Below are 13,120 nucleotides of genomic sequence, written 5' to 3' on the forward strand. Positions count from 1 at the left end.
CAGCGGCCTTAATTGTTTTATGCCTTTACTCTTTATCAAGAATATCACGGTTACAACTCGTATGACGGATACCACAATGCACGCTATTCAAACTGAAATGGATCAACTGACTCACACTATTAATCAACATAATATTCGCTATTACGTTGATGATGCTCCGTCGATACCCGATGCTGAATACGATAGATTAATTAAACGCTTAACTGAGTTAGAGCGTGACTATCCGCAATGTAAAGCCATAGATTCACCGACCCAACGAGTCGGTGGGATGGCCTTACAAAAATTTTCCCAAATTACCCACCTTAAACCGATGTTAAGCCTCGACAATGCGTTTGAGCAAGTTGATTTTGCGGCATTTAACAAGCGTATTATCGATAAAGTCGATAGCACTGAGTATGTTTGCGAACCTAAACTCGATGGTCTCGCGGTGAGTATTACCTATCGTTTGGGCGTTCTTGAACGCGCAGCAACACGAGGTGATGGTAGTGTGGGTGAAGATATTACTGAAAATGTGCGCACAATTAGATCCATCCCACTTAAATTACGTGGTGAAGGATTTCCGGATTTAGTTGAAGTTCGTGGTGAAGTGTTTATGCCCAAAGCGGCATTTGAGGCGTTAAACCAGCGTCAAATCGGTAAAGGCGACAAAGTATTTGTTAATCCGCGTAACGCCGCGGCAGGCAGTTTACGCCAATTAGACAGTAAAATTACCGCTGCACGCGCACTAGGATTTTATGCTTATGCATTAGGCGTGGTGGAAGGTGAATCACAACCGATGCAAACAAGCCATTTTGGCCAGTTGTCTCAATTAAAACAATGGGGCGTCCCGGTCAGCAGTGAAGTAAAAGTGGCTGATTCAGTCGATAAAGTATACGCGTATTATGCTGATATTATGGCCAGGCGCAGTGCGCTTGCCTATGAAATTGATGGTGTGGTGATTAAGGTCAATGACATTGCTAAGCAGCTGACTCTGGGCTTTGTAGCCAAAGCACCTCGATGGGCCATCGCATACAAATTCCCAGCACAAGAAGAAATGACCCTGTTAGAGTCGGTTGATTTTCAGGTAGGTAGAACGGGCGCTGTCACTCCGGTTGCCCGTCTCAAACCTGTATTTGTCGGTGGCGTAACTGTGTCTAATGCCACCTTGCACAATGCTGATGAAATTGCCCGTTTAGGCGTTAAGATTGGCGACACCGTGATTATTCGTCGCGCCGGTGATGTGATCCCGCAAATTGTCGCGATTGTTCCAGAAAAACGTCTCGATGAGGCTCAAGATATAATCTTTCCCGATCACTGCCCTGTTTGCCAAAGTACTGTTGAGCGTTTAGAGGGCGAAGCCACAGCGCGTTGCAGTGGAGGATTATTTTGTGAAGCTCAGCGTAAAGAGGCCATTAAACATTTTGCCTCCCGTAAAGCATTAAATATTGACGGCATGGGTGACAAAATTGTCGAACAACTGATCGATAAAGAATTGGTTAAAACCCCTGCAGACTTATTTAAGCTAACGCCTTCGACTGTCACTATGTTAGATCGCATGGCAATGAAGTCAGCGACTAATATTGTCGCTGCTATTAAAGAGGCTAAAACGACCACGTTGGCGCGTTTTTTATATAGTTTAGGCATTCGTGAAGTTGGCGAGGCTACTGCTGCCAACTTAGCACAACACTTTGCCGATTTTGAGCTGATCTGCGATGCCAGTGTCGAGCAATTACTTGAAGTGGCAGATGTGGGTGAAATTGTGGCAAAACATATCCGTCAATTTTTTGCTCAGTCCCATAACATTGAAGTGATTGAGCAGCTGCTTAACGCCGGAATTACTTGGCCTGTAATAGAAAAAGCTGATGAGTCGCAATTGAGCCTAAAAGGTCAAACTTGGGTGTTAACCGGTACATTGACGCAACTTAATCGCAATGACGCCAAAGCACGCTTACAGGCATTAGGGGCAAAAGTAGCCGGCAGTGTATCTAAAAATACCGATTGTGTTGTCGCGGGTGAGGCTGCTGGCTCTAAGCTCGCAAAAGCAGAGGCGTTGGGTGTTACTGTGATAGATGAACAAGGTTTGCTGGATTTACTGAATGCATCCAACTAATGCTGATGATATTGATGCTTAATTTATACTTGTGGCCGCCGATAAGAGTTTATTGTGAATTTTAGTAATATTACTTGGCTTGATGATCGCGGCCACATAAAACCACCCTTGTTTTTATATTTGATCTTGGTTTTCTTAGCCCGTGGCTGGTGTATTTTTATTGCATCCTTGACCCAGTTTAATGATCGATCAGGTTTAGTTCGGTTGTTGTATCCTGAAAAAAGCGATTTTATATTGGCCTTAATTACCGGTGTCGGTGCGGTGTTGATTTATGGACTTATTATTGCCGAGCGTAAACGCAGTTGGCCGATATTAATGCCTTTATTTCGATATAGTGGTTGGTTGTTATGGGGATTACTCATTGTTGATGGACTATTTTTATTTCAGCGGATGGTGCACGATGACTATTTGTTTAAAATTAGCTATTCGATTGATGCACTTTTTCTATTTTGGTCAGTCATTTATGTGTTTAAATCAAAGAGGTTATATTACTACTTTGCCGACTGGACAGCAGATGATACCGCAGTAAAAGTTGAAACCTCATCTGATGACGAGATCAAGTAACATACTAAACAATGTACGGCTTGGTATAAATGCTCTATATTAACTGTGATCCAAAAGGTAAAGATGTAAGGCCTTGATACACATAACTCTATTACTGAAAATGTTAGTGTAAGAATGACATTATCATCTTAGCTATAACGTGGCGAATGTGAAAAGGATCAATACTTTGGCTAAAGTCGAATTAACACAAATACCTGTATCGCAAATGGTTATCGGGTTAACCGTTAAGCTGCCTTTGTCATGGACAAGCCATCCTTTTTTTCGCAGTAAAGTTAAGATTGAACAACAAATTCAAATCGAGATGATCAAAGGTCTCGATGTGTCATTTGTGTACCTGGTTGATGGGCATGACTTACTGCCTAAAATTGATGTTCCTGTTGAAATTGAACAGCCCGAAAAAGTCGTTAATCAAGACATTGATTATCGACCATTGGCTAAAAAAAGTATCCGAGTCAGTCAACAGCGATTTTTGAAATCAGTTAATGATATCAGAACGGGATTTGGTAAAATAGTGAGTGATCCCGAAGGCGCTTATCGTGAAACTGCTACGTTAGTCGAAGATTTAGTTGAACATTTGTATGAAAGCGAAACCCCTCACTTAACCTTAGTGAGCAGTGGTGAGACGGATGTGAGTGTGACTCAACATGGTATTTCAGTCGCGGTTATTTCTATGATGATTGGCCACACATTATCACTGCCTAAAAAAGATGTCCGTGACGTTGCATTAGGCAGCTTGTTTCACGATATCGGTAAACTCAAAGTGCCTGATGTTATCAGGCGTAAGCGTGGTGAGTTAAGCGATCATGAAAGTAATTTTTTAAAAATGCACCCTAATTTTGGCCATGAGATGCTTAAGCGGACGGGGTTATTTCCTGACGCTATGTTAGACATTGTGTTGCATCATCACGAGTTTATTGATGGCAGTGGTTATCCTCATCATTTGACTGAAGCCAACATTTTACTCACCACCCAAATAGTGTCATTAGCCAATGACTATGAAACCTTATTACACCAATACCAGACTCCGCAAATTGCACTGGGTATTTTATTTAAAACTCACAGTAGTAAACACAGTGATAATTTGATTTCGGTGTTAGTCAAAATTTTAGGTATCTATCCACCTGGCACTATAGTGCGCTTAACTGACGACAGCATCGCGAAGGTGATGATGACTACCGCCGATGTCAAGCAGCCACATGTGTGGTCTTGTAATGTCAGCGGTGCAGAGCCTAGCTTTCGATTTTTAATTAATGAAGATGTCCAAGTGAAAGAAGTTGTAAAGTTAGATGACTTATCTGATGGGGCAATGAAAACATTGCAAGTTAATAGTCCAATCAGCTTTTACTTCAATAACTTCAATCATTAAGACTTAACGAAGTAATATTGAGGATAGATGAACACAATTACCCTTATCGGATGCGGTTGGTTTGGTTTTCCGCTCGCCACACAATTAATGAAACAAGGTTTTCAGGTTAAAGCGTCAAAACGTCATCCTGATGATTTAGCTCAATTACAGCAAGCTGGTATTGAGGCTTATCAATTAGATTTGGCGAATGTGACTACCCAGGTAAAAAAGGCGACTTTATTCGATGCTGACGCCATTGTGATTAACTTACCGCCAGGACTGCGACGAGGTGAAACTGACTATCTTGGCTATTTAACCCAGTTGAAAAATTTGATGGGTGAACGCCAATATCAAAAAGTTATTTTTATCAGTTCCACTGGGGTCTATCCGTCGCTAAATCAAACGGTAACCGAACAAGATGCTGGCGCATTTAATGATACCAGTCACACCTTATTGCAAGCTGAAGCCATATTTTCAGCAATGGCAAATAGCTGTGTTGTGCGATTTTCAGGCTTAGTTGGACCTAAGCGTCATCCGGGACGTTTTTTTGCGGGTAAAACCGATGTTAGCGGCGCTAATGTAGCGGTTAACCTAGTGCATTTAGATGACTGTATTGCAGCCGTTAGCTTGATCCTTTCTCGTACGGATACGTTACCGATTTATAATCTCACAGCAAATGAACATCCTACTCGTGGAGCGTTTTATGCTGCCGCCGCCGAGCATCTTGGATTAATTGCCCCGCAGTTTAATCAGCAGCAACAGCCAAGCAAAATTATCGACGGTCAATTAATCAGTCATCAATTAGGGTTTCAATATGCGTTTAGTAGCCCATTCAAAATGCTTGATGCTTGCTAAACTGGCATAGGCTATAATAGCCAGCATATTTTGATTAAAAGGCGATTATTGTGACGACTCAAACTCAAGCGTTTGCATTACTTCAAGGTGATGAATTCGTAGAACTGTACAAAGTACTAAAAGTACTCGGTTTAGTGAACGGCGGTGGCGAAGCAAAGCATGTCATTACTGAAGGTCAAGTTACCGTCAATGGTGACGTTGATACTCGTAAACGTAAAAAGTGTGTTGTTGGCGATATAATTTCGTTCAATGACGCGACAATTGAAATTGTTCCTGCAGACTAAGGATTGATAAATGCAATTCCCAGACGATGATAATGGCCAAATGTTGGCTGCAATGGCTGATGCCGGTATTGACCTTACTCAATCAATAGAAGTAGATTTCTTCTTAGTGTTTGATGACCAACGTGATGCCGAATCGGCGTTAGAAGCATTAAGTCAAACCGACATGCAAGGTGAGCTTGAGGTTAACTTTGATGAAGAAAGCACTAAGTGGGAAGTGATTGTTTGCCTGCAAATGGTACCTGATTACGCAGCACTTGTTGCCAAAGAAACTGAGTTAAATAGCTTTGCGCAAGAGTTTGACGGTATTTCTGATGGTTGGGGCGTAATGCAAAACCAAGCTAGCGATAGTGAATTTACTGATGATGACCATGTGCACAGCGAGCATTGCAAGCACTAACATCGCCATCACTAAAGATTGATTTATTGAATGAATCATTCAATGAATCATTCAATGAATCAAAAAGCCGTTAATGCCCAGCATTAACGGCTTTTTGATGATATAAAGCGACAGGGTTTAGTCATCTTCTTTTATGTCATTAATGACTTCTTTGGTTCCGTGACCAATGGCCTTGACGGTATCGCGGGTCCCGTGACCGATTGCAGTGGTCACTTTTTTGGTGGTGTGACCAATTTCTTTGCCAGTGTGTTTTAATTCAGCGCAAGCTGACAAGCCCAGAACAAGGCTTATCGACAGCAGTATTACGACGACTTTTTTACACATTGTAGTAGCCTTATCAATAATCTAATATGAGGTATCATCAGCAACGTCGTTGCTATTTCAGCATAACGGGCTTGATGGTTAAAAGGGTAACATCATGAATTTAAATGCCACATTGATTGGTCAAATTATTTTCGTTTTAACCTTGGTTGTGGTGTTCTTTACCTTAAAGTTTGCCAAAGGTAAAACCCCTAATTTACCGTTAGTTGGTTTTTACGCCATAGTGTTAAACGTTATTTTTGCGCCCGCAGGGTGGATATATTGCTGGTATTGGTCAACCAAACCATTTTTACCCAAATAAACCCAAACTCAAAAACATCACTAGCAGTTAACTTGGGATAATAAACCGTTCGTTCTACTTTAGGTTAACTAATTAACGGAATATTAACCTCGGTTAATGGTGATGTCAGAGACATAACCATGTTCTGTCGCTATTAAGGCTTGTTTGAGCATGGCGGCGGCTTCTGTTGCGGTCATAAAGCTTGAGGTATTAATGTCTTTGCCACTAGTTTGCCAAAAGTCTGTTGCCATTCCTCCTGGATATACCGCAATTAATTTCATCGGGCTATCTTTTAATTCTAATCGCAACGATTCAACTAAGCCTTTAACCGCCCATTTTACTGCACAATAGGTTGACTCATTGGCTTTACCTGCTTGCGCTGCGGTCGACATCACCACGATAACCGTGACCTTGTGATCGCGATAACGACTTACCAACTCTCGTAATACCAGAATGCTTGAAGTTAGGTTGTTGTTGATCAACTGATTAATAGCTTGCGGCGTTTGCTGTTCAATTGGGCCAAAATAACCACTACCAGCACAATGGATCACGCTGCTTGGTGGCGTTGATAAACGCGAAAATAAATCACTGACCTCTTCTGCCACACATAAGTCTGCTGCGTGAGTCTGCACCTTAACTTGCTCAAGAGGAGTCAAGCTGGCCATTACATCCGCTAATTTTTGCTCACTGCGACCAGTGATCAACAGGGTATGATCTTCTGCTGCATATTGTTGAGTCAGTGCAGCGCCTAAGCCGCTGCTCGCGCCCGTAATAACAATCATAATAAAACCTTCAGCCAAATTTACATTAGGTTGGCTACTATACCAATGCATAAGTGAACCGCAAAGTGCTTGTGTTGCATCAACGACTATCAATGGAAGGTGAATAGTCAAACATTGAGCTATTTAATAATCATTTATTTTCCAGAGTCGCTATTAGTTAAGTAAAATTGAATAAATATCTCGGAACGCTTTGTATTTTGACGATAAAGATTGTCTAATAACGCCTCGTCTTATGTCTTACCGACTTCACCCTTGTTGCTAATAACGAGAAACGTAATGTTTGAACTCACGCTCCAGCTCGCGGTTATTTTATTTTTTGTTGCTTTGGTTGCGGGTTTTATTGACGCGATTGCCGGTGGCGGAGGGTTACTGACTATACCGGCATTAATGTGGGCGGGATTGCCGCCTGCGGCCGCATTGGGTACCAATAAACTGCAAGCATGTGGTGGTAGTTTTTTTGCGAGTTTATATTTTGTGCGCAAAGGAATGGTTGATTTGCCTAGCATAAAACTGTCATTGTTATGCGCATTTATCGGTGCCTCTATCGGCACAATATTAGTACAAATGATCGATGCAAAACTACTGGAAGTGGTGCTACCATTTTTGATTTTAGCGATTGGCTGTTATTTTTTATTCTCTAAAAAAATTAGCGAGCAAGATCGCCAGCAAATTCTTACTCCGAGTGTTTTTGCCTTCACTGCGGCATTAGTCGTTGGGTTTTATGATGGTTTTTTCGGTCCCGGTACTGGGAGTTTCTTTGCGTTAGCGTTTGTCTCATTGGCTGGGTTTGGTTTAGCCAAAGCAACTGCTCATGCTAAATTATTAAACTTTGCGACTAACATCGCCTCGCTAATTTTCTTTCTTATCGGGGGGCAAGTGGCGGTCGTGCTGGGATTAATTATGCTCGTTGGCCAAGCGGTTGGCGCAACGTTAGGCTCACGTTTAGTGGTCACTAAAGGGGTTAAAATTATTAAACCTTTGGTGGTGGTGATGTCATTAGGTATGAGCGGGAAATTATTGTGGTCGCAATACATGTGATCTACATGTGGTCATAGTATCGATAATTTGGGCTTATTCACGCCATCATTATTTGACGTTCATGTTTGTTTATATTTAAAGGGATGTTATGCGCATCATTCACACATCAGATTGGCATCTTGGCCAATATTTTTATGGCAAAAGCCGCGCAGCCGAGCACCAAGCCTTTATGACATGGTTACTTGAGCAAATAAGCCTCCATCAAGTTGATGCCATTATTGTTGCTGGCGATATTTTCGATACTGGCACTCCGCCAAGTTATGCCAGAGCACTGTACAATCAATTTATTGTTCAAATTCAACAAACGGGTTGCCAGCTGATTTTACTGGGCGGTAATCACGATTCTGTTTCGACCTTGAATGAATCTAAACATCTACTGGCTTGCCTTAATACTATCGTGATCCCTGGTGCATTAGAACATTTTGAAGAGCATGTATTTGCACTTAAAACCCGCCAAGGTGAAATTGGGGCTATTTTATGTGGGTTACCTTTTTTACGCCCACGTGATGTAGTGTTAAGTGAATCTGGTGAGTCTTCAATGGATAAGCAACGCAAACTGGGTGATGCCATTAGTGCGTTATATCAGCGTTGTTTTGAGCAAGCTAAGCAGCTCAATAGCACATTTACCACGCAGGTACCCATTGTGGCGACAGGTCATTTAACCACGGTAGGAGCCAGCACTTCAGAATCAGTACGTGATATCTATATTGGCAGTTTAGATGCCTTTAATGCGGCACATTTCCCCGCGGCAGACTACATTGCATTAGGCCATATTCATCGCCCACAAGTGGTGGCGAAATCTGCGCATATTCGTTACAGCGGCTCACCGATAGCATTAAGTTTTGATGAACTATCGACCAATAACACCAGTAATAAATCAGTGTTTTTGGTTGAATTTACTGATGCTCAATTATCCCTCGTCACGCCATTAATGGTGCCTATTTTTCAGCCCATGCAGGTGCTAAAAGGTGATTTAGATAGCATTGAGCAGCAGATAAATGCATTTTCTTCTCAAACAGCCGCGACAAAAACCACTTGGTTAAGCATTGAAGTATCGCAGCAAGACTATTTGTCTGATCTACAGTCTCGTATTGCTGACATGACTCAAGACAAGGCGGTTGAGGTATTGCAATTAAAGCGTGCCCGTAGTCAACGACAGCAACACATTAAAAAGCTTGATAATGAAACCTTATCCGAGTTGAGTGTCGAGGAAGTGTTTGCGCGCCGTTTAGCCCAAGAGCAATTTGACAGCGATCCCCAACAGGCACAATTAGGCCGAATTAAGCAGCGCTTTAGCCAAATAGTTGCCGAGGTGGAGTCAGAGCGAAACACCCAAGAAACCGCCGCGAGCCATGTTCTGCAAGAAACGATGACCCATCATGGTAAAACAGAGGTTGCAACAAAAAGTGCTACAGACGGTGAACAGTCATGAAAATTTTAAGCCTTCGTTTTAAAAATATTAACTCGCTTAAAAACGAGTGGAAAATCGACTTTACCCAATCGCCTTTTGCTGAAAACGGACTATTTGCCATCACAGGCCCAACGGGTTCAGGCAAAACCACGATACTCGATGCCATTTGCTTAGCGCTTTACCACCGAACGCCGCGGTTAAATAATATCTCTAAAACCACTAACGAGTTAATGACTCGCGGCACCGCAGAGTGTTTAGCCGAAGTCGAATTTGAAGTGAAAGGCATTGCCTACCGCGCCTTTTGGAGCCAACGTCGCTCGCGCGACAAAGCCGACGGTAACTTGCAAGATGCTCAAGTGGAACTGGCACAACTGAGTGACGGTAAAATTCTTGCCAGTCAAATAAAGCGCAAAACGGAACTCATTGAACAGATCACCGGGCTCGACTTTGCTCGCTTCACTAAATCGATGATGTTATCTCAAGGGCAGTTTGCCGCTTTTTTGAATGCCGATGCCAATGACCGAGCGGAATTACTTGAAGAGCTCACCGGTACTGAAATTTACGGGCTTATTTCTGAGCGGGTTCATCAGCACTTTAGTGAAGCCAAGACTAATGTGAAATTACTCGAGGCCAAACTGGGCAGTGTCGAGTTGTTTGATGAACAACAAGTCGATCAACAAAATAAACAAATTGAACAATTTAAACAAACATTGGTGCAGCAACAATTACAACTGACTCAGTTAAGCCAATTTATCACTTGGGCCACTAATTCTGAGCAAGCACAGCAGGCATTGGTAAAGGTTCAGGGCGAACAGCAAGACGCGCTAACGTGCCAGCAGCAACATAGTGAAGCGTTAATACAATTGCAGCATAGCGAGCCGGCACAACACATTTTGCCATTATTTGAGCAACAGCAAAAAGCGCACAAAAAAGTCCAAGAGTTAACCGCACAGATCCGTCAATTAAGCCAACAAACCGAGCAAGCTGAAACGGCACTGCAAACCCATAAACACCAGCACACACAGGGCCAGCAACAGGTTAAGCAAGTTAATCAGGCGCATAAAACACTGCTGTCGTTGATCGATGAGCAAGTACTGCCGCTGGATCAACAAATTAATCAGCACAGTTATCAGTTATCTCAGGTCAAATTAACCCATCAACAAACATATGAACAGCAACAAAAGGGCCGCGAGCAACAACAACTGTTATTGACCCAGCAACAGGCGCTGACAGCGGCGAAGCAGCAAATTGATCATCAACTTGATAGTTTGCCTCAAGGTCAAGAAGTGGCTAAAAAGTTTGCCGCTTGGCAAACCCAATACACACAAGTTGTGCAACTAAGTGACCAACGTAGCCAAATTCATAACCAATGTACTCAGCAACAAGCCGGCATAAAACAAACTCAAGACACACTCACTGCGCTCGCGCCGCAAATACAACAGGCTCAAGCGGAGCTAACTCAGGCGACAGCGCAGCAAGATGACAGCCAAAAAGCATTAATTACGCTGTTGGCTGGACAAGACGAAACGAAAATTAATGATGATTATCAGCAAGTTGTTCAGCAGCAATCTGGGCGTTATCAATTAACCCAGTTGTTTAGCCAGTTTGCACGCCAGCAACAGCAATGTCAGCAGTTAACCCGTCAATCGGCGCAATTTAAGACTGAGTTGCAGGCACTGCTACAGTCTCTTACTGTGGTGAGAACTCAGTGGAGTGATAAAAATCAGCAAGTTAAAGATGTTCAAATGTTGCTACAGCAAGAGCAACAAATTGCCAATTTAACCATCGAGCGCGCCAAACTAAAAGCGGGTGAGCCTTGCGCCTTGTGCGGCTCGACCGATCATCCGCTAGTTGAGCGCTATGAAGCGCTGAATGTGTCGGTTACCGAGCAAAGGGCGCAACAGTTACAAGCTGAACTTGATGTGATTAAACAGCAAGGTGAGCAACTTAACCATCAGCAAACGGCGTTACAAGTTAACGATGACAATTTACAACAACAGCTAAGTCAAATTCACACAGATATTCAAACCATTGCGCAGCAGTGGCGGCAGCAAACTGAGACATTATCAATCTCTCTTGAGTTGGATTTGCAGCAAGAACAAGCATTAACCGATTACATTGCCCAAACCGAAACCAAACAACAGCAATTGGCTGTCACCATTACTGAGCTTAGCCAATGTCAAAAAACGTTACATCAACACCAACAGTATGTGATTCAAGCACAGCAAGCGCTCGTTAAGCAGATCAATCAGCAAGGGTTATTACAACAACAGCTTGATAACTTGCAGCAAGGTTTACTCAACCATCAACAGCACATTGAGGCCGTCACTGCGCAGCAAACTGCATTAATCAATGCGCTTGAAACACAAATTACTGCTTCAGGGTTAACGCCGCCAACAATAGTGAATGCCGTTATATGGCTCAACGAGTTACAACAACAACTCGAGTGTTGGACTCAAGCGCAGCAGCAGGCTGTCGACAATCAGCAGCAATTGAGTATCACAGCTGAAAAGCTCATGGCCAATCATCAGCAAGCGGACGAGCAGACCGCCAAGTTAACCGCGATCAGTGAACAAGTTGATAAGGTACAGACGCAGCTCAGTACTGTGTTAGCTCAACGTAACGAGGTCTTTGCTGATAAAGTCATTGAGGATGAAAAACAACGCAGTCAAACGGTGTTAGATCAAGCACAACAACAATTTGAGTTAGTACAGCAGCAATTACAAATAGCAGATAAGCACCTTGCCAGCTTAAGTGCACAGCAGCAATCCATGCAAGTTCAGGCAACACAAGTTAATCAAGAATGGCAGCAATTACAAAGCCAATGGAATAGTGCTCTACAAGCGAGCCCATTTTCCGACCAACAAGCTTTCGAGCAAGCATTACTCTGTGCTGATGAGCGTCACAGGTTGCAACAGCTTAAACAACAGTTAGACAATGACATTGTTAAGGCAAATACCTTAGTTGAGCAAGCCATTGCGTTGCAAGCGGAGCTTGCTCTGCTTGGTCAACAACATAACTATGATTTAACCCAACAAGCCGTCATGCTCCAACGGCATCAAGCCCTCGATTCTGAGCATCAACAATTAACGCAGACGCTTTGGCGGTTAACCCATGAGCTAGAGCTAGATGCAAGTAAGCGCGAAGGGCAGCAACAATTGCTAAAAGAGCAGGCACAACAGCAGCAAGTTTACGACGACCTCGCTTATTTGCATGCACTAATAGGCTCACAAAAAGGCGATAAGTTCCGTAAATTTGCCCAAGGGCTTACATTAGATCATTTAGTCGCATTAGCGAATCGACAGCTTGAACGCTTACAAGGCCGTTACTTACTCGAACGCAAAGAGTCAGATGCATTAGAATTACAAGTGCTCGATACCTGGCAAGGTGACACAGTGCGCGATACCCGTACACTGTCTGGTGGTGAGAGCTTTTTAGTTAGCTTAGCCCTTGCGTTGGCGTTATCTGATCTAGTAAGTCATAAAACGAGCATTGACTCACTCTTTTTAGATGAGGGCTTTGGTACCTTGGACAGCCAGACATTAGATACTGCATTAGATGCATTAGATAATTTAAATGCATCGGGCAAAATGATAGGCGTCATTAGCCATATTGAAGCCATGAAAGAGCGGATCGATGTACAGATAAAAGTGAATAAAATGAACGGTCTTGGTATTAGCAAATTACAGAATGAATTTGCGATTAATGCAGGGTGATCTGCCTCAAACTCCAGTGATTACTGCAATCGAGTTCA

12 protein-coding genes are annotated in these 13,120 nt (G+C 42.9%); 10 read left to right on the plus strand and 2 right to left on the minus strand.

Annotation, left to right across the window (positions count from 1 at the left end; genetic code table 11):
- Positions 1-76 precede the first annotated feature (76 nt).
- The 6 genes from ligA to AAEZ00_RS05340 all read left to right on the plus strand — a co-directional run bounded on the left by ligA (position 77) and on the right by AAEZ00_RS05340 (position 5,534).
- On the plus strand, positions 77-2,089 hold the full coding sequence (ligA, locus tag AAEZ00_RS05315; RefSeq protein ID WP_124011787.1) for an NAD-dependent DNA ligase LigA: 2,013 nt from the start codon (positions 77-79) through the stop codon (positions 2,087-2,089).
- A 54-nt stretch (positions 2,090-2,143) separates the two neighbouring features.
- Positions 2,144-2,653: a DUF2919 domain-containing protein gene (locus AAEZ00_RS05320; protein WP_351088419.1), complete on the plus strand. Its 510-nt coding sequence runs from the start codon at positions 2,144-2,146 to the stop codon at positions 2,651-2,653.
- A gap of 166 nt (positions 2,654-2,819) precedes the next feature.
- Positions 2,820-4,019, plus strand: a complete 1,200-nt coding sequence (locus AAEZ00_RS05325; protein ID WP_124011786.1) for an HD-GYP domain-containing protein — start codon at positions 2,820-2,822, stop codon at positions 4,017-4,019.
- Positions 4,020-4,046: 27 nt separating this feature from the next.
- Entirely contained in the window at positions 4,047-4,853 is an 807-nt protein-coding gene (locus AAEZ00_RS05330; RefSeq protein ID WP_124011785.1) for an SDR family oxidoreductase, read from the plus strand.
- Positions 4,854-4,903: 50 nt separating this feature from the next.
- Entirely contained in the window at positions 4,904-5,137 is a 234-nt protein-coding gene (locus AAEZ00_RS05335) for an RNA-binding S4 domain-containing protein (protein ID WP_101032133.1), read from the plus strand.
- 10 nt (positions 5,138-5,147) lie between these two features.
- Positions 5,148-5,534 (plus strand): ribonuclease E inhibitor RraB, encoded by a 387-nt coding sequence (locus tag AAEZ00_RS05340; protein WP_124011784.1) that lies wholly within the window; start codon positions 5,148-5,150, stop codon positions 5,532-5,534.
- Positions 5,535-5,651: 117 nt separating this feature from the next.
- On the opposite strand, the gene AAEZ00_RS05345 is transcribed toward AAEZ00_RS05340, so the two are convergent.
- Entirely contained in the window at positions 5,652-5,858 is a 207-nt protein-coding gene (locus AAEZ00_RS05345) for a hypothetical protein (RefSeq protein ID WP_101032131.1), read from the minus strand.
- A gap of 94 nt (positions 5,859-5,952) precedes the next feature.
- Between AAEZ00_RS05345 and AAEZ00_RS05350 the strand changes: the two genes are divergently transcribed.
- Entirely contained in the window at positions 5,953-6,156 is a 204-nt protein-coding gene (locus AAEZ00_RS05350) for a hypothetical protein (RefSeq protein WP_101032130.1), read from the plus strand.
- Between the two features lie 83 nt (positions 6,157-6,239).
- On the opposite strand, the gene AAEZ00_RS05355 is transcribed toward AAEZ00_RS05350, so the two are convergent.
- The gene (locus AAEZ00_RS05355) at positions 6,240-6,917 is read right to left on the minus strand and encodes an SDR family NAD(P)-dependent oxidoreductase (RefSeq protein WP_124011783.1); all 678 of its coding nucleotides are present in this window, start codon (positions 6,915-6,917) and stop codon (positions 6,240-6,242) included.
- 276 nt (positions 6,918-7,193) lie between these two features.
- Between AAEZ00_RS05355 and AAEZ00_RS05360 the strand changes: the two genes are divergently transcribed.
- The 3 genes from AAEZ00_RS05360 (at position 7,194) to AAEZ00_RS05370 (ending at position 13,082) form a co-directional block, all read left to right on the plus strand.
- Entirely contained in the window at positions 7,194-7,955 is a 762-nt protein-coding gene (locus AAEZ00_RS05360) for a TSUP family transporter (RefSeq protein ID WP_101032129.1), read from the plus strand.
- Between the two features lie 88 nt (positions 7,956-8,043).
- Positions 8,044-9,387, plus strand: coding sequence for an exonuclease subunit SbcD (gene sbcD / locus AAEZ00_RS05365; RefSeq protein WP_124011782.1), 1,344 nt, complete (start codon positions 8,044-8,046; stop codon positions 9,385-9,387).
- Entirely contained in the window at positions 9,384-13,082 is a 3,699-nt protein-coding gene (locus tag AAEZ00_RS05370) for an AAA family ATPase (RefSeq protein WP_351088420.1), read from the plus strand. The genes sbcD and AAEZ00_RS05370 overlap by 4 nt, the downstream gene beginning before the upstream one ends.
- Positions 13,083-13,120: the final 38 nt, after the last annotated feature.

Source organism: Shewanella sp. S1-49-MNA-CIBAN-0167, assembly GCF_040310145.1.
Taxonomy (GTDB): Bacteria; Pseudomonadota; Gammaproteobacteria; order Enterobacterales; family Shewanellaceae; genus Shewanella; species Shewanella psychromarinicola.